The 17656-nt window shown below is 64.1% G+C and carries 16 protein-coding genes; 4 read left to right on the top strand and 12 right to left on the bottom strand.

Going from position 1 to position 17656, the window contains the following annotated elements:
• Positions 1 to 153: 153 nt before the first annotated feature.
• Positions 154 to 1386, top strand: coding sequence for an acyl-CoA dehydrogenase family protein (locus tag FFI89_RS05870; protein WP_138833751.1), 1233 nt, complete (start codon positions 154 to 156; stop codon positions 1384 to 1386).
• Positions 1387 to 1509: 123 nt separating this feature from the next.
• Here the strand turns inward: FFI89_RS05870 and purD are convergent, their stop codons facing one another.
• Positions 1510 to 2790: a phosphoribosylamine--glycine ligase gene (gene purD, locus FFI89_RS05865; protein WP_138833749.1), complete on the bottom strand. Its 1281-nt coding sequence runs from the start codon at positions 2788 to 2790 to the stop codon at positions 1510 to 1512.
• Between the two features lie 168 nt (positions 2791 to 2958).
• Here purD and xseA point away from each other — a divergent pair, with 168 nt between their 5' ends.
• Positions 2959 to 4581, top strand: coding sequence for an exodeoxyribonuclease VII large subunit (gene xseA / locus FFI89_RS05860; RefSeq protein WP_371722497.1), 1623 nt, complete (start codon positions 2959 to 2961; stop codon positions 4579 to 4581).
• Between the two features lie 2 nt (positions 4582 to 4583).
• On the opposite strand, the gene FFI89_RS05855 is transcribed toward xseA, so the two are convergent.
• On the bottom strand, positions 4584 to 5423 hold the full coding sequence (locus tag FFI89_RS05855) for a dienelactone hydrolase family protein (RefSeq protein ID WP_138833745.1): 840 nt from the start codon (positions 5421 to 5423) through the stop codon (positions 4584 to 4586).
• 195 nt (positions 5424 to 5618) lie between these two features.
• Here FFI89_RS05855 and FFI89_RS05850 point away from each other — a divergent pair, with 195 nt between their 5' ends.
• Positions 5619 to 5846 carry a DUF2093 domain-containing protein gene (locus tag FFI89_RS05850; protein WP_092518539.1) on the top strand — a complete coding sequence of 76 codons (228 nt, stop codon included), beginning with the start codon at positions 5619 to 5621 and terminating at the stop codon, positions 5844 to 5846.
• An 11-nt stretch (positions 5847 to 5857) separates the two neighbouring features.
• Here FFI89_RS05850 and lpxK read toward each other — a convergent pair whose 3' ends face one another.
• The 6 genes from lpxK to FFI89_RS05820 form a co-directional block, all read right to left on the bottom strand.
• Positions 5858 to 6886 carry a tetraacyldisaccharide 4'-kinase gene (lpxK, locus tag FFI89_RS05845; RefSeq protein ID WP_138833743.1) on the bottom strand — a complete coding sequence of 343 codons (1029 nt, stop codon included), beginning with the start codon at positions 6884 to 6886 and terminating at the stop codon, positions 5858 to 5860.
• Positions 6879 to 8213 (bottom strand): 3-deoxy-D-manno-octulosonic acid transferase, encoded by a 1335-nt coding sequence (locus FFI89_RS05840; protein WP_138833741.1) that lies wholly within the window; start codon positions 8211 to 8213, stop codon positions 6879 to 6881. Before FFI89_RS05840 ends, lpxK begins: the two co-directional genes overlap by 8 nt.
• Positions 8176 to 8889 carry a lysophospholipid acyltransferase family protein gene (locus tag FFI89_RS05835; protein ID WP_138833739.1) on the bottom strand — a complete coding sequence of 238 codons (714 nt, stop codon included), beginning with the start codon at positions 8887 to 8889 and terminating at the stop codon, positions 8176 to 8178. Before FFI89_RS05835 ends, FFI89_RS05840 begins: the two co-directional genes overlap by 38 nt.
• Positions 8886 to 9134: a DUF4170 domain-containing protein gene (locus tag FFI89_RS05830; RefSeq protein WP_138833737.1), complete on the bottom strand. Its 249-nt coding sequence runs from the start codon at positions 9132 to 9134 to the stop codon at positions 8886 to 8888. Before FFI89_RS05830 ends, FFI89_RS05835 begins: the two co-directional genes overlap by 4 nt.
• Before the next feature lie 99 nt (positions 9135 to 9233).
• Positions 9234 to 10043, bottom strand: a complete 810-nt coding sequence (locus FFI89_RS05825) for an inositol monophosphatase (protein WP_138833735.1) — start codon at positions 10041 to 10043, stop codon at positions 9234 to 9236.
• Entirely contained in the window at positions 10030 to 11430 is a 1401-nt protein-coding gene (locus FFI89_RS05820) for a TldD/PmbA family protein (protein WP_168212795.1), read from the bottom strand. The genes FFI89_RS05825 and FFI89_RS05820 overlap by 14 nt, the downstream gene beginning before the upstream one ends.
• Before the next feature lie 285 nt (positions 11431 to 11715).
• Here FFI89_RS05820 and FFI89_RS05815 point away from each other — a divergent pair, with 285 nt between their 5' ends.
• Positions 11716 to 12240, top strand: a complete 525-nt coding sequence (locus tag FFI89_RS05815; RefSeq protein WP_138833732.1) for a DUF6101 family protein — start codon at positions 11716 to 11718, stop codon at positions 12238 to 12240.
• A 1005-nt stretch (positions 12241 to 13245) separates the two neighbouring features.
• Here FFI89_RS05815 and FFI89_RS05810 read toward each other — a convergent pair.
• From FFI89_RS05810 to FFI89_RS05795, 4 genes are all read right to left on the bottom strand, one after another.
• Complete coding sequence (locus FFI89_RS05810; protein ID WP_138833730.1) at positions 13246 to 13893, bottom strand: transglutaminase-like cysteine peptidase; 648 nt, start codon at positions 13891 to 13893, stop codon at positions 13246 to 13248.
• A gap of 325 nt (positions 13894 to 14218) precedes the next feature.
• The gene (locus FFI89_RS05805; protein WP_138833728.1) at positions 14219 to 15526 is read right to left on the bottom strand and encodes a serine hydrolase; all 1308 of its coding nucleotides are present in this window, start codon (positions 15524 to 15526) and stop codon (positions 14219 to 14221) included.
• Positions 15527 to 15920: 394 nt separating this feature from the next.
• Complete coding sequence (gene ubiA / locus FFI89_RS05800) at positions 15921 to 16856, bottom strand: 4-hydroxybenzoate octaprenyltransferase (RefSeq protein ID WP_138833726.1); 936 nt, start codon at positions 16854 to 16856, stop codon at positions 15921 to 15923.
• Between the two features lie 10 nt (positions 16857 to 16866).
• On the bottom strand, positions 16867 to 17499 hold the full coding sequence (locus FFI89_RS05795) for a hypothetical protein (protein ID WP_138833724.1): 633 nt from the start codon (positions 17497 to 17499) through the stop codon (positions 16867 to 16869).
• Between the last annotated feature and the right edge of the window lie 157 nt (positions 17500 to 17656).

Raw genomic sequence — 17656 nt, 5'->3', positions numbered from 1 at the left:
CGATGGCACTCCCTGGCGGCCTAAGACGGCGCCGCAGGCGGAAGGGCTGCGACCGCTATTGCTTTAAACATTGTTTGGCGTTGCCGCTGGCACGTCCCAGCGTTATGCCATCCGTCAAGCCCGGCCAACAAGAACCAAAAGCGAGGAAATGCAATGTCGATCGATTTCGAAATCCCGGCGGAAGCCAAGGCGATCCGCGAGAAGGTCCGCACATGGGTGCATGATCACTGCATCCCCGCGGAAAAGGAGCTCGACACCAAGCCGCTCGCCGAGGTGCTGGGCCCGCTGCGGGCCAAGGCCCGTGCGCAGGGCCTGTGGTGCCCGTTCGTGCCGAAGCAATATGGCGGCATGGGCCTCGGCCCGCTCGCCAACGCGCTGGTGCAGATGGAGCTCGGCGAGAGCATGCTCGGCGCGCTCTCGATGAACACGCAGGGCCCCGACGACGCCTCGATGATGACCATTCTCGAGCACGGCACCGACTATCAGAAGGAAAAATTCCTCAAGCCGCTGCTCAACGGCGAGAAGCGCATCTGCTTCTCGATGACCGAGAAGGCCGCCGGCGCCGACGCCACCGGCATGCAGACCACCGCCGTCAAGGACGGCAACGAAAACTACGTTCTCAACGGCGAAAAATGGTTCTCGTCCTCCGCCAGCGTTGCCGACATGGCGCTGGTGATGGCCAAGACCGATCCGAACGCGCCGCGCCACCAGCAATATTCCACCTTCATCGTCGAGCTGCCGAACCCCGGCTACAAGATCAAGCGCAATGTCGCGAACATGGCCATTGAAGGCCCGCATGACGACGTGCTGCACGGCGGTCATTCCGAGATCGAGATCAAGGATCTGAAAGTATCGGCCGACAATCTGCTCGGCGGCGAAGGCAACGGCTTCAACATGGGCCAGCACCGCCTCGCCTACGGCCGCTTGCGCCACGGCATGCACAACGTCGCCAAGGCCCAGCGCGCACTCGACATGGCGGTGGCCCACATCACCAAACGTTCGACCTTCGGCGTGCTGCTCGCTGATCGCCAGGGCGTCCAGTTCATGCTCGCCGATTGTGCCGAACAGCTCTATATCGGCCGGCTGATGCTGCTGCACATCGCCTACAAGGCGGAGAAGGGCATGGACATAAGGCAGGAGAACTCGATCGCCAAGATCTTCCATGCCCATATGGTGCACAAGGTGATCGACACCGCGATCCAGCTCCACGGCGCCCTCGGCTTTTCCCAGGATACGCCGCTCGCCAAATGGTACACTCAGGTGCGTGCGCAGCGGCTGGTCGACGGTCCGGACGAAGTGCACCGGTGGAAGATCGGCAAGAACGTCATCAAGGCGTTCCGCGAGCACGGCACCACGGCGAGCGCGGTGGGTGGGGATTTGCTGTAGGTCCAGTTCGTCATTCCGGGGCGGCGTTTCGCGCCGAACCCGGAATCTCGAGCCGAATAAGCGCAAGACTATCTCGAGATTCCGGATCGACGCGCAACGCGCGTCGTCCGGAATGACGGAGAGCTAGCCGCCCCTCTCCAACTCCACCGCCTGCCAGGCAATGTCGCGACGGCAAAATCCATCCGGCCATTTGATGCGGTCGACCGCTGCATAGGCGCGCTGTTGCGCCTCAAGCACGGTCTTGCCCATCGCGCAGACGTTGAGCACGCGGCCGCCATTGGCGAGAATGGCGCCATCCTTTGCCACCGTGCCGGCGTGGAAGATTTCGACACCTTCGATTTTCGCGGCGTCATCGAGCCCCTCGATGCGCGTGCCTTTCGCGTAGTCGCCAGGATAGCCCTTGGCCGCCATCACCACCGTGAGCGCCGGATCGGGAAACCAGCGGAGATCAAAGTTCTTCAACTGGCCGTCGCAGGACGCCAGAAATGCCGGCACGATGTCGGACATCATCCGCAGCATCAGCACCTGGCATTCGGGATCGCCGAAGCGGACATTGTATTCGAACAGCTTCGGCCCCTGCGCCGTCAGCATCACGCCGGCATAGAGGATGCCGCGAAACGGCATGCCGCGCTGCTTCATGCCAACGACCGTCGGCAGAATGATCCGCGACATGATCTGGTCATGCACCTCAGGCGTCACGAACGGCGTCGGCGAATAGGCGCCCATGCCGCCGGTGTTCGGACCCTCATCGTGATCGAACACGCGCTTGTGGTCCTGGGCGGTCGCGAGCGGGATCGCGGTCTCGCCATCGCACAGCGCAAAGAAGCTGATCTCGCGGCCGGAGAGGAATTCCTCGATCACGACTTCCGCGCCGGCGGCGCCGAAGCCGCCCTCGAACATCATCGCGATCGCGTCTTCGGCTTCGCGCAGGGTCATGGCAACGACGACGCCCTTGCCGGCAGCGAGCCCGTCGGCCTTGACCACGATCGGCGCGCCCTGCGCGCGCACGTAAGCGAGCGCGTCATTGGCATTGGTGAAGCGGCGATAGGCGCCGGTCGGAATATCGAATTCGCTGCAGAGGTCTTTGGTAAATCCCTTGGAGCCTTCGAGCTGGGCGGCCTGCTTGCTCGGGCCGAACGCCTTGATGCCGACGGCACTGAGATCATCGACGATCCCGGCCGCCAGCGGCGTCTCCGGGCCGACCACAACCAGATCAACCGCGTTGGCTTTGCAGAACTCGATCACCGCGGCATGGTCGGCGACATCGAGCGCGACGCATTCGGCCTCCCTGGAGATGCCGGCATTGCCGGGCGCGCACCACAGCTTGGTCAATAGCGGGGAAGCGGCAATCTTCCACGCCAAGGCGTGTTCGCGGCCGCCGGAACCGAGCAAAAGGATGTTCATGGGGTGGACCGGATGCGGGGTTTCGAAGCGCAGTCGGTCGCACGAATCTGCCTTGATCTGCAAGGGGTTCATTCCGGACGGAGTGCTAAGATCGCCGATAACGTCCCTATCCGGGACGGCCAAAAATCCCTATTTTACGCGGGTCTCTCCATGCCCGAATCGGTTGACATGCCTGCAGCGGAAAAACTGACCAACACGCCTGAATTGACCGTCTCGGAGCTGTCCTCGGCGCTGAAGCGGACGGTGGAGGACACCTACGGGCACGTCCGGGTGCGCGGCGAAATCTCCGGCTTTCGCGGGCCGCACTCCTCCGGCCACTGCTATTTCGCGCTCAAGGACGAGAGCGCCAAGATCGAGGCCGTGATCTGGAAGGGCGTGCATTCGCGGATGCGTTTCAAGCCGCAGGAAGGCCTTGAGGTCATCGCGACCGGCAAGCTCACGACCTATCCGGGCTCGTCGAAATACCAGATCGTGATCGAAGCGATCGAGCCCGCCGGGATCGGCGCGCTGATGGCGCTGATGGAGGAACGCAAGCGCAAGCTCGGCGCCGAGGGCCTGTTCGACGAGGCGCGCAAGCAGTTGCTGCCGTGGCTGCCGGAGGTGATCGGTGTCGTCACCTCGCCGACCGGGGCCGTCATTCGCGACATCCTGCACCGGCTGCAGGATCGCTTTCCACGTCGGGTGCTGGTGTGGCCGGTCAAGGTGCAGGGCGAAGGCTCGGCCGAACAGGTCGCCGCCGCCATCCGCGGCTTCAACGCGCTGCCCGAGGGCGGCAAAATCCCACGGCCGGATCTGTTGATCGTCGCGCGCGGCGGCGGCTCGCTGGAGGACCTGTGGTCGTTCAACGAGGAGATCGTGGTTCGCGCTGCCGCCGACAGCATGATCCCGCTGATATCCGCGGTGGGCCACGAGACGGACATTACGCTGATCGATTTTGCCGCCGACAAGCGCGCGCCGACACCGACCGCAGCCGCCGAAATGGCGGTGCCCGTGCGCAGCGAATTGTTCGTCGAGGTGACCGCGCTGGCGCGGCGCACGATGATCTGCTGGCAGCGCAGCCAGGAAGGCCGCCGTAACGAATTGCGCGCCGCCGCACGCGCGCTGCCCGGGGCTGCCGAACTGCTGGCTATCCCCAGGCAACGGCTCGACAGCGCGACCGGCGCCCTGCCGCGCGGGCTGAAAGCCAATACGCACGCGCATCATCGCCGCTTCTCGCAAGCCAGCGCCGGGTTGACGCTGAAGGTGTTGCGCGGACAGGTCGCGCAGGCGACGCAGCGCCTCACGGTTTCCGGCGAGCGCATCAGGCTTTCCACCCGCGCGCTGCTGCGCCATCGCCGCGATCGCTTTGCGGGGCTGGAGGTCAGGCTCAAGGCCTCGAAGCTCGCCAACGCGCAGGCCCAGCGCAACGCCATCGCGCGCGACCGCGAACGTGCCCAGCGCCTCGCCGAACGCGCCCGCCGCGCGCTGCTCACGGCGATGCAGCGGCTGGACGCACGCGTCGCGCATAGCGGCCAATTATTGTCGGCGCTGTCCTATCGCGGCGTCCTCGCCCGCGGTTTTGCCCTGGTGCGCGATGCCCACGGCCACGCCTTGCACGCGGCGGCCTCGGTCGGACCCAACGCGCATCTGACGATTGAATTCGCCGATGGCCGCGTCGGCGCCACCGCGGATTCCGATAGGCCGCCGGCAACGTCCGCGCCCGACAGCGCGCCCAAGCCCGCGCCGCGCGAGGCGAAGACGATGGCGGCCAAGCGCGTGGTCAAGCCGATCGATCAGGGCAGCCTGTTCTAGATTTAGCGCGCCAGCCACGCGGCAACGCGCGCCTGCGAGTCCGATCGCGCTTCGGCGTCGGTGGCGCTATGGCCGCGTTCCGGCGATGCCGCATCGGCGCCACCGCTGCCGACCGCGTGCGGCGGCAGATCGGGACGATCAAAATCGTGGGACGCGCCGGGATAGATTTCGATCCGCGTCAGCGCGCTGCGGCCGCGCGCGCCGTCGATCATCGCGCGGCAGGCGGATGGCGAACTGATGTCGTCCTTCGCGCCGATCAGGAGCAGCGTCGGCACCCGCGCGCTCCAGCCGAGGCCGGAGGAGACGCGGCAGTCCGGATAGAACGCAATCGCCGAACGAAAATCCGGCGCGGCATTGTGCGACGACAGTTGCGGCCGCACCGCCCACAACAATGCACTGCCGCCGTTCGCCCATCCCATCAGGCTGACGCGGTCATGCGCCACCCAGGCCTGCTGCGAGAGCCATTGCCGCGCCGCGGTGATATCGGCCACCCGCTCCCGGCGAGCGAGCACGTGACGCTCCTTGACGCCGCATTGCGGCCCGAGTTCGCGCGAGCCGTAACTGTCCGGCAGCAGCACCGCCTGGCCGGCCTTCAGGAGCTGTTCGGCCCAGTCGCGATAGCGCGGCAGCACCGGCTCGGCATGTCCGCCCAGCCCGCCGCAGCCATGCAGCCCGATCACGGTGGGGAACGGTCCGTCGCCTTCCGGCTTGTAGAGCTGCGCATGCAGGGTCAGGTTAACAGCGGGAATATCGACCTGATGCGGGGCCGGCAAAGGTGCTGCGGCCGCGGCAAAGCTCACGGCGAGAAGCGTCAGGAATGGCGTGGCTGACAGAGGGCGCATCGGTCTCGGTCGGATCATGATGGCGCTACAGGTGCAGCGAGCCATGAATGCAAGGCTATCATGCAGATTGGGCCAAAATTCATCACAAGTAGGTGGGTTTCGGGAGCGGACAGTACGACCTATTTATGATAGACTGTTTTCGGAAAATACACTTGGCCGCGCCTCTCACGGACCGGCCCATCGGAGAGTTTGACGGTGCTGAATAAATTCGGTCCCTCGGGGAATGGCGAAGCGCAGGTGCAATATCTGGATGGTGACTTCCGCGTGGTCTCGCCCGGCACCTATGTGCGCTGCGCCATTACCGACGTGCGGATCCCGCTCGACGAATTGAAGTACTGGAGCGTCGACCTGCAGGAGGCCTATTCGGTTCCGACCGCCGTGCTGCAACGGCACTTTCCCGGCGCCGTGAAGGGCCAGGGCTAGGTCATCAGGCGCTAATTTCCTTCGCTGAACTTTCGTTCGCGCGCCTTGAACAGGCGCGCCGTCACGAACTTGCGCAATAGCGCCGCGTCGTCGAATGCAAGCGTCACCGCGAACGGCACGACCGGCTGCGCCCAATCCGGCACGCCACCGGCCCGCCGCAGCCGCGCCAGATCCTTTTCGGTCGTCACCAGCGTCAGCGCGTCGCGCGTTGCTTCGGCGACAAGGCCTTCGATCTCGCCTTGCGCGAACGGATGATGGTCGGCGAAGGCATGCCGCCGCGCCACATCGATGCCGCTGGCCTCTAACGTCGCGAAGAATCGCGCGGGATCGCCGATGCCGGCAAAGGCCAGCACGCGCCGGCCGCGCAACGACGCCACCTGCGCCGCATCGGGCTGCAGCTGCGCGCGCAGCACCGGTTTGCCCTGCGCGGCAATCTCCGCCGCCACCGCCTCGGCGGCGGTGCCGTTACCGACCACGATCAGCGCGTCGGTGCGCGCCTGTTGCGGCCGCAACGGCGCGCGCAACGGACCGGCGGGAAACACCTGCCCGTTGCCGACGCCGCGGTTGCCGTCGATCACGATCAGCGACGCATCCTTGGCCACGGCCGGACTCTGGAAGCCGTCGTCCATCAGGATCACGCTGGCGCCTTGCGACCGCGCCAGCGGAACGCCATCCGCACGCTTGCGCGCGACCACCACCGGCAACTGACTTGCCATCATCAGCGGCTCGTCGCCGACATCGGCGGCCGCATGCCTGACGGGATCGACCCGGACCGGTCCGCGCAGTCTTCCGCCATAGCCGCGGCTCAGCACCACCGGCGTCTCGCCGAGTTCACGCAACAGCTTGGCCAGAGCCAACACCGTCGGCGTCTTGCCGGCGCCGCCGACGTGATAGTTGCCGACGCAGAGCACGGGAATGCCGGCATCGAGACCCCCACGCTGCAGCCGGTTGGCGGCGATGGCGCCATAGAGCGCGCCGATCGGCCTCAACAGATGCGATTTCCATGAAGACGGGCTGTGCCAGAAGCCCGGCTCACGCATTGGCGGCTCCCATCTCGATCCGCAACTGCAGCAGATACGGCTCGAGTGCCGCAAGCGTCCGTTCCAGCGCGCCGCCGAGCTGCTCGACCACCCCTTCGGCAGCGCTCAGTGCGGCTTCGCGCGCCCTGGGATCGGCAAGTAACTGACCGAGCTGCTTCACCAGCGCTTCCTGCGTGTCGGCGCGCCGCGCGCCGCCGGCGGCATCGAGCGCCTCATAGACATCGGTGAAATTGAAGACGTGCGGGCCATGGACCACGGACGCGCCAAGCTTCACCGCCTCGATCGGATTCTGTCCGCCATGCTCGACCAGCGATCCGCCCATGAACACGATCGGCGCCAGCCGGTAGAACACGCCCATCTCGCCCATGGTATCGCCGACATAGATGTCGGTCGCCGCGGTCGGCAATTCCTCGCGCGAGCGCAGCGCCGGCTGCAGCCCGGACGCCGTGATCATGCCTGCTATCGCGGGGCCGCGGTTGGCATGGCGCGGTACGATCACGGTCAATAGTCCGGGAAAGAATCCGGCCAGCGTCTTGTGGGTCTCGACCAGAATCTCCTCTTCGCCCGGATGGGTCGAGGCGGCGACCACGATCGGCCGGCCGCGCGTGACCGCCATCAGCCGCTCGAGCTTGCCGCTGTCGGCCGGTGGTGCTGCAACATCGAGCTTGAGATTTCCCGTGACCGTGACGTTGCGGCTGCCAAGTGCCGCGAACCGCTCGCCGTCGAGCTGGGATTGCGCGAGGCAGACGTCGAACCGGCCGAGCAGCGCCGAGATGGTGCCGGAGACCCGGCGCCACCGCGGAAACGAGCGATGCGACATCCGTCCGTTGATCAACACCATCGGCAGCCGCCGGGCCGCGCTCGACAGGATCAGGTTCGGCCACAGGTCGGATTCGATGAACAGCGCCAGCGAGGGCTGCCAGTGGTCGAGAAATCGCGTGACGTAACGCGGGGAGTCATACGGCACATATTGGTGGATCACGTCGGCGGGGAACCGCTTGGCGACGATCGCCGCCGACGTCACCGTGCCAGAGGTCAGCAGGATGCGCAGGTTCAGCGCCCGCAACTTCTCGATCAGGGCCGCGGCCGCCAGCACCTCGCCGACGCTGGCGCCGTGAATCCACACCAGCGGTCCGACCGGGCGGACATCGGCGCTGACGCCGCGGCGTTCGCCGACGCGCGCCGGATCTTCCTTGCCGAGCTTGAGCCGCCGGTTGATCAACGCAGGCGACAGCGGCACTATCGCGGACGACAGTCTCCGGTAGACGCGTAACGTCATCGGCAACGGATCAGCCAAGGGCGGCCTCCGGGCGCCCGACCGCTGCATAGGCGAGTCGGGTCGCTTCGTTCAGATAAGTCTCTACCTGCAGCCGCAGTTTTTCCATGGTCTCGGCATCGGCGTCCGGCGGCACGTGGACTGCGTCAATGCCTACCACGGCACCGCGCCCGAATGGTAAATTGATGGTGGTGGAGTCCCAATTCTTCAACCGGATGAACCGGCTGGTAACCATCGCAAACGGCATGATCGGCCGCCCGGACTCCCGCGCCAACATGATGACGCCGAGGCCCACCACCCGTGCCCGCTTCGGCACGTCGGCGGTCGTCGCGACGTTCCAGTTCTGCTCCAGCGCCTGCACCATCTCCCGGAACGCGCCGACGCCGCCCTTGCGGTGAAACGCCCCGCCATGGTCGCCGGAGCCGCGGATCGTGCCGATGCCGAGCCGCTCCACCGCGAGGGCGTTGAATTCGCCGTCGCGATGCCGCGAGATCAGCACCTTGGCGCGGTAGCTCTCCTTGGTCTTGATGAACGGCGTCATCAAATGCTGGCCATGCCAGAACGCGAAGATCGCCGGCATCTGCGGCTCGACCTGGTCATAGATGTCGGCCGGCAAATAGCTGAACCGGTTGGTCAGCCAGACCAGCCGCAGGTATTCGGCCGCAAGCACACCCAGCGCGCGCTGAACCCAGCTGCTGCGCAGCAAATCGCGAAACAGTCGTTTCAATGGGAGGGCTTCGTGTCTTGACCCGGGTCGAGCAGCCGATGGAGGTGAACCACGAAATAGCGCATGTGGGCATTGTCCACGGTCTGCTGCGCCTTCGCCTTCCAGGCTGCATGAGCGGTTGCGTAATTGGGGTACACGCCGACGATCTCGACCTGATCGAGGTCCTTGAACGTGGTGTGTTCGAGGTCGGTCAACTCGCCGCCGATGACGAGATGGAGCAGTTGCGGCTGGGCACTATCTGGCATGATGATTTTTCCTAACGAGGTGCCCGGCAAGCAAGGTGACTATATAGCGCAAGATGAGTGACGTGTAGCGAGGGATTTTCAGCACGTAGCTTTACGGGTTCAGGGCAGTGGACGGCTTCGAAAATGCTCGACAATGCGTGCATGACGATCGCGTCCCGCTGCTACCAGCACCCCATGCGCCACCTCCCGGCGATTGTACTCAATCGCATCCCCCGAGAGCGCGGTCATTCTACCATTCGCTTCCTGCACGATCAAATTGGCCGCGGCAAGGTCCCAGTCGCGGCTCTGACCGCCTGCAAAAGCGGCATCGAGGCTGCCGTCGGCGACCCGGCATAGCCGCAGCGCCAGCGATCCGATTCGCGGGAACAACGTGATTTCGTCGGAGGACGGACTGAGCCGCTGCACCAGCGGCTTGGGACCGGCCATCCGGGAAAAATCGAGGCCGGTGCCCGACGAGGCTGAGACCTGCCGCCGGTTCAGCGTCGCCCCCTGCCCGCGCACCGCGAAGAAGAATTCGTCCGTGACCGGCGCGAACACCGCGGCCAGCACCGGCGCCGCACCGGCCACCAGCGCCACGCTGACGCACCAGTCCTCGCGGCCGGCGAGGTAAGCCCGGGTGCCGTCGATCGGATCGACGATCCAGACCAGCGGCTTGCCCAGCCGCGTGTCGTCGTCGGCGCTCTCCTCCGACAACCAGCCATAATCCGGCGTCGCCGAACGCAGCCTTTGCTCGACGAGATCGTTGACGGCGATATCGGCTTCCGAGACCGGCGACGAGGCGCCCTTGATCCAGTTCTTCAGTTCGGTGCGAAACATCGACAGCGCCAGCGCGCCGGCTTCCCGCACCGTCTCCGTCAGCAGCGCGGCGTCGCGCGTTGTGATCTTTTCGGCCGTGTCAGCGTCCGCCAAGCGTCAAGCCCTCGATGCGCAGCGTCGGCGCATTGACGCCGTAGCGGAATTCCAGGTCGCTGGCGGCGACCAGCGATTTGAACATCGGCAGCAGATGGCCCGCGATCGTCACCTCGCTGACGGCATAGGTGATCTCGCCGTTCTCGATCCAGAAGCCGGACGCGCCGCGGCTGTAATCGCCGGTCACGCCGTTGACGCCGGAACCGATCAGGTCGGTGACGTAGAAGCCCTGCTTGATATCCGAGATCAGCTCCTTCGGGGTCACGTGGCCGGCTTCCAGGTGCAGATTATACGATCCCGGCGACGGCGAGGACGAGACGCCGCGATGGGCGTGTCCGGTCGTGACCATGCCGAGTTCCCGCGCGGTCGCGGAATCCAGCAGCCATGTCGTCAGCACGCCCTCGTCGATCAGCGCGTGCTGCTTCACGGCGACGCCCTCGGCGTCGAAGGTCTGCGAACGCAATCCGCGCACTCTTAGGGGGTCGTCGATGATGCGGATGTCCCTCGAGAACAGCTGCTCGCCGAGCCGGTCCTTCAGGAAGCTGGTCTTGCGCGCGATCGAGGCGCCGTTGATGGCGCCGACGAGATGGCCGACCAGCGATCCCGATACCCGCGGATCGAACACGACGGGCACCTTGCAGGTCTCGACCTTGCGCGGATTGGCGCGCGCCACGGTGCGCTCGCCGGCCTTGCGGCCGACGCTTTCGGGCGAGGCGAGGTCGGACGCATGCGGCGCCGACGTAAAATCGTAGTCGCGCTCCATGCCGGTGCCCTCACCGGAGATCGCGGTCATCGAGATGCCCTGGCTCGAACGCAGGTAGGAGCCGTGGAAACCGGTCGAGGTCACCAGCACCATGCCGCCGATGCCGCTCGAGGCCGAGGCGCCGCCGGACCTCGTCACGCCCTTGACCGCCAGCGCCGCCGCTTCGGCTTCGCAGGCGCGGCGCTCCAGTTCGGCCGTGGTCGGAACCTTGCGGTCGAGCAGATCGAGATCGGCGAACTCGCGCGCCAGCAGCGACGGGTCGGCGAGGCCGACGAATTTATCGTCGGGCGCCACGCGCGCCATCGCGACCGCGCGCTCGGCCAATTTGGCGACGCCATCGCCGGAGACGTCGTTGGTCGAGACCACCGCCTGGCGTTGCCCGACCAGCACGCGCAGTCCGACATCGTCGCCTTCCGAGCGCTCGGATTCCTCGACGCGCCCGTCACGCACCTCGACGCCCTGCGATACGCCGCGCACCGCGACCGCATCGGCAGCGTCGGCGCCGGCGCGCTTTGCCGCCTCGACCAGGCGCTGCGCCAGCGTCGAAAGTGCGGATTGATCGAACAGGTCGGAATTCGCGGCGGGTCTGGAAAGCGGCTGATCCGTGGATGGTGAAGAGTTCACAAACAAAATCCCTGACATTGAAGAGAACTGGAACGCTAACCGGCAGACCCACCAGATGTGGCTGATTCACAGGGATTTCAAGCATCTTGCGGTGTCAAATGCCAGACAATTTCGGCATCCAAGCAAGGTCTCGTCAATCATGTGAGCCAAGGTCTTGTCAATCATGCGGAGAGATGCGCGGCAGGTGACCATGGGTTAACCAGCCTTTTTAAGCCGAAACGGAAACGCGTCCGCTAAGGTCTCACCTATCGACCGGGAACATAATCCCGGCGGGGAGATAGAGCCGTGAGGCGTCAAACAGCAACAAGCGGGATCAATCCCGCCGGGTCGAGCCGTGCACTGCGGCTCGACCCTCTTTCCCTTCCGCTCTCGTTCGATGCGCATGATACCCGCGCAGACGGCGGCGTGCGGAAGATCGAACTTCATCGCGAACGCGTCGTGCTGCGTCGTGCCGTCCACGGCATGCGGATGGCGGTCAACATCAGCGTCCGCGATTTCCTCGGCGTCGGTTTGCGCGGCCTCGACGACGCGCAAGCGTTGATCCTGGTGCATCGCGACCCCTCGCTTTCGATTCCGCTTCTCGTCAGTTCCGACGCCGACGAAATCGCATCCGCCTGGCAGACCTGGAGCGAGATCTTCGCGCTTCCGCAATTGCCGGAAGACAAGGTGCGCGAACCCGCCACCCGCCGCCGCCGTCACAACACCATCCGCGCCCGCCGCCCGAAATTTCTGGTCCGCCGCCGCGCCGGCGATCTGCTCAACCCGGCGAACCTTCACGAAGGCGAGCGCGAGATCATCGCGCGGGATTGAGTTTGATCTTGTAGGGTGGGCAAAGGCGTTCTTCACGCCGTGCCCACCGTCTGCACCACACCGTTCGAAATGGTGGGCACGCTTCGCTTTGCCCACCCTACGGTTTCGATAATTTGGCACCGCCCCCTCCACGTCATTGCGAGCGCAGCGAAGCAATCCACATCGCCGCACAAAGAAAGAATAGATTGCTTCGCTGCGCTCGCAATGACGTTGTGAGACATGCGCTCTCGTTCTCGCGGCGCATAGCGCCCGAAGTTTTGCATTTCGTTTGCCCTCTTTGAGAACAGAGGGCGCGGGGAAGACCGGGTGCGCGCTGCACCCGCGGTCTCGCGAGCATGATGCACAGAAGAGTGCGCCCACGAGCATACAGGTTCAGCGGTGAACACACCGGCCTCCCCCACGCAACGGCTTTACGGCTTACTTCGTGCTCACCCCGGTGAACGGGCTTTATTGTCACCGTCATTACGCGGATTGCTCCACGAACTTGACGCCAGCGTCGCGGCATCAGGTCCACACGACTTCACCGTACGCTTTTGCCACGCTCGTCAGTCGCAGCATCAGCGTCCATCGCATCCCACCGCACGGTCGTGACGATCGCGATCGCCCCTCTTGTCGCGGTAGACGGCCGAAGTTGAACAACTGATTTGCCCGACGGCGCCAGCGGAATATTTTTGCGCGAAGGGCTGGACAGACTTTTGGTGATTTGCCCGTCGTGTTGTTTTGTCGCAGGCATTTGTCGTTGCGAGCGCAAGGGAATCAAGGCATGCGCGGAAGACAAAGCGGGTCGCAGGATTAAGCGGTGAACCCAGAAATTCGTCGCGCTGACCGCGCGCCGGGGTCCGTTACGCCCCGATAGCGGACCAAGTTCCGCAATGCAGCGAAACGACGCTATGTGCCAACAAGAGACTCATGCAGCGCAGCAAACAGAAGCTTCATTCGATCCCTGCTCGCAGATTGGACCATCTCCGGCAGCCGTACTCCGGACTATTGTTGTGGTTTGGGTTCTTAGAGCCGCACGCGGCGCACCGCCGGGGCCAACGGCGGGAAATCCCGCACTCCGGAATGGTCGAACGAATGTAACGGTTGGTAGGCTTGTTGGTCGTTGCTGTCGGCCAACGTCAGAGTTCGGCTATCAAGGATTAGCCATCGCCGTGCAACGCGCACCACTACGACTAGATGGGTTTCCTGCGGGCGCGCGTTGTCCCAAACGATCACTAATCGTCGGTCCTCCGGCGCAATGCCAGCGGCACCGAGGGCCGCATATTTCGTCACCGCATAGCTCTTGCAGTCGCCGGACGACGCCAAAGCTTTTAGAGGCGACTGCCATGACACATCGTCGCGCGTCGTCGGGATCGCGAGGTTAACGGCGCGGTTGATGTGGCCGAGCAGCGCGCGCCCTTGATACCGACGCGCCTCATCGACTATCGCGATGAACCGAAGGGCCGCGGGAGAGCCGCACTCCGGATTGGCACGGCATACAACGATGATCTGCTCATCCGCGCGCATGGCCGCCTGCAGGTCGCGCCAGATCGCAGAAATCCGGCTGTCTGGTGCTGCTGGAACCGTGGCGACGCCAAATGGCTCGGCGGCGAGTGGGGACGCGCCAATCAACCATATGGTCAGTACACCAATGCGGGACAGGTTTCCCATCATCAGAAACCAGTGGCTCCAGGCTTCAAGCCGTCCGTTCGATCAATAAGATAGTCAGATCAGGCGGTCTCGAAATCCGAGCATCAGGATTACTCCCTACGAGCAGCAGCGTCTGGTTTGCGATTGGGGTTAAGCGGCCCGAGCGATCCTAAGTCCGTTCCGGGTCAGTTTCGACTGAATTGGCTTCTCCACGCCATGTCCGGTCTACGCCCGTTAGCGACTGAATAGCGGACAATGCTAGAGGTCCAGTTGGTGCCAAGAACGGAAGTAAAAGCTGGCCAGCCGCTGATCGATAAGCGGCTGGCTATTATCTACAATTAAGATCGCGTCAGTTGAGGGGGGTGAGCGCCTGATAAGCGAGGTATCGAACTGCACGGCGGTAGAAGGAATTTGCAGGGCTGGGAACTTGAATCATCATTATGATGACCAGCTTCTGCTTTGGATCGACAAAGAATGTCGTTCCATAGGCTCCTGTCCAATAGAATGATCCGACCGTTCCAGGCAGTGGATTTTGTCCAGTTTCAGTGCGCACTGCGAAACCGAATCCAAATCCTTGTCCCATCGCCGGTGCTGGCAAGATATCTCCAAATCGCTGCGACTGGGTGGCTGAGTATCCGATCCCCGGCTTCAACGCATTAGACGTCATCAAGTTGATCGTGGACTGCGAAAGCAGGCGCGTGGTGCCGAGCTTGCCACCATGCATCAACATCTCGCAAAAAAGCAGGTAGTCGGATGCGGTAGAAACACCACCACCACCGCCAGAGAACAACTTCGGCTTTTGGGTGGCGTCGAACATGGGAGGACGTTTTCCGGTCGCCGGATCAATCTGCGGCTGTGCGAGCCGGTCACGATCGGCCTCACGCACATAAAAGCCTGTTGAGGACATGCCTAGCGGTTTAGTAACGCGCTCTTCGAGGAAGCGGTCCAGGTCCATTCCGGAAACAACTTCGATGACCCGGCCAAGGACATCGACCGCAGCGCTATATTCCCAGACCTCGCCCGGTTGGTTGGCAAGGGGAAGTTTGGAGATCTTCGTCACCATCTCGGCCAGCGTTGTATTGCGATCGAGAACGTTTGCGTCCCGATAGGCGTCCGAGACTGGGCCATTGCCAATGGGGGGTGGATAGACAAGCCCGGCAGTGTGGCGAAGAAGGTCTTGAACCGTCATCGGCCGCATCTGAGGCTGCATGACCGTTTCCTTCTTGCCGGTGGCAGGATCGACCTGTTCGACACGAACCTGCAGATCCTTAAATTCCGGCAGATATTGTGAAACGGGAGCGCCGATATCGAGCTTGCCTTCTTCTGCCAGCATCATAGCGCCAATACTGGTGATCGGCTTGGTCATGGACGCAATGCGGAAAATCGAATCTGGGGTCATCGCGATCTTCTGCTCGCGGTCCCGAAACCCGAACGCCCGAAAATAGGCGACCTTGTCCTTTCGCGCGATCAGCACAACCGCACCCGGAATCTGACCACTTTCGACATAGCCCTTAAATGCGCTCGTCACACGTTCGAGGCGATCGGCTGCGAATCCAAGTTGATCGGGACGGCTAATAGGCTTCGGCTGCTCGGCAAATGCGGAGACCGAAAGGACCGTGGCGACGAGCGCAATGCATGATTTCTTGACGAGTTTCATGGTGTCCCCCCAATTCGATGTGAGCTAAAGTTTTTAGGAAGCAAGGCAATGTCGTCGCATAGCAACAACCAGGAGCTAAAACAAAGGGCCCGGGTCAAACAGCTCCCTAGGGTCGATACTCAGCATCAAAGCACAGAGGTCAGCCGTGCGGCTAGAGCGAATGTCTGCTCCGAGTCATTCGCTACACGGGCGCCGCAGCAGCAAATCCGGCCATGTCCGCTATGCCGCCGCCAACAGCGGAAGCAGATTCAGAACATTGGCGGATTGCGCGCCAATGAGTCCACGCCCGGCCAGGCACCGGCGGCGCCTACGTACACCCGATGACAGACTCCGCGTCATCCGACGCTTCTTTCGGAGCAATCGGAGGGGTACGATCCCACCCGCAGCGACACAATCACGCCCCGGCCCGCATCACCGCATCCACCAGCAGGCCCGCGAACAGCAACAGCCCGGCATCGCGGTTGGATTTGAAAACGCGCAGGCACAGCGCGGGATCGCCGATATCGAGCCTTCGGATCTGCCAGCCCAGGTGGACCGCGAACGCCATCAATCCGATCCATGCCGGCCATCGCGCGCCGGCCAGCGATAGCGCCACACCGATCAGCAACACCGCGAGCGCGTAGAACACGATCAGCGCGCGATGGGTGCGGGCGCCGAACAGAAGCGCGGTGGACTTGATGCCGATCAGCGCGTCGTCCTCGGCGTCCTGATGCGCGTAGATGGTGTCGTAACCGATCACCCAGGCGATCGAGCCGGCATAGAGAACCAGCGCGGTGAGGTCGATCCGCCCCAGCGTGACGGCAAAGCCCATCAGCGCGCCCCAGGAGAACGCCAGGCCCAGCACGACCTGCGGCCACCAGGTGATGCGCTTCATGAACGGATAGACCGCGACAATGACCAGCGACGCGATCCCGGTCATGATCGCGAAGCGGTTGAACTGCAGCAGCACGGCGAGCCCGATCAGGGCCTGCTGCACCAGAAAGGCAAAGGCCTGCGCCACGCTCACCTGGCCTGCCGGGATCGGCCGCGACCGCGTCCGCTCGACCCTGGCGTCGAGGTCGCGATCGGTGATGTCGTTCCAGGTGCAGCCGGCGCCGCGCATCACGAAGGCACCGATCAAGAACAGCAGGACCACGAACGCCAACTGGCTGATGTCGCGCGCGACGCCGGCGGCGAGCGCCGCCGACCACCAGCACGGCATCAACAGCAGCCAGGATCCGATCGGGCGGTCGAAACGGGCGAGCCGCAGATAAGGCCGCGACCAGGACGGCGCGCGCGTATCGACCCAGTTGCCGGTCGCATCGGCAACGCGGGCGCTGGCGTCGCTCATCTGATACGGGTCATCGCGTCAGAACGTTGCCGTTCAAGGTGTCGAAGGTGCTGCCGCCCTTCTTCACGGTCTGCGCCTCGGGCAGCGCCGCCGAAGTGCCCAGCACGTCGCTGAGGCTGGGGCCGGCCGGCCGCTGGCTGGCCGCCTGCTGCGCCACGTTGCAGACCTGGTTCTGCATCTTCTCGGTGTTGGCGTGGCCTTGCTTGAGCTGGTCGCCGATCTGCGGCGGAATTCCGCATTTCGCCGAATTGGCTTCGATATACTTGATCATCTTGGTTTCGGACGCGCCGAAATTGCGGATCAGCTTGCAGGCCTCGTCCGGCGGGGCATGGCGGTCACTGGCAGCCTTGATCAGCTTGCCGCGTTTCTCTGCTTCTTCGCGCAAGGGAACAAAGCCCTTCATGCAGGCGTCGGCGCTGGCCGGCCCGCCCGAGGGCGGCTGCGGTCCGGCGCCACCGAAGCCAGGACCCGCGACCGGTGCAGCGCCTCTGGTGAAGGCCGAGTCATTCGCCGGCGCCGAAGCGGCAGGCGGCGCCATTTGGCCGTTGGGAAGCGGGGCCGGAAATGCGCCCTGCGCGAAGGCGTGACCGGCGTAGATGGTCACGGCGGCCACGGTCAACGGCACAATGAGGCGGCGGATCATCAAGAGTGTTTCTCCGGCAAGGGCCAGCGGGGCCTTTCGTGTTCCGATCGAAGCACGATTTCAGATGACGGCTTTTTACGATTGCTGGATGCCCTTAACAACCCGTCGAATTGGGCAACAGCACGGCGTAGGGCCACATCGGAGGCCAATATTTGCC

The sequence above is a fragment of the Bradyrhizobium sp. KBS0727 genome (assembly GCF_005937885.2).
Taxonomy (GTDB): domain Bacteria; phylum Pseudomonadota; class Alphaproteobacteria; order Rhizobiales; family Xanthobacteraceae; genus Bradyrhizobium.
This window is presented reverse-complemented; position numbering and strand designations above follow the sequence as displayed.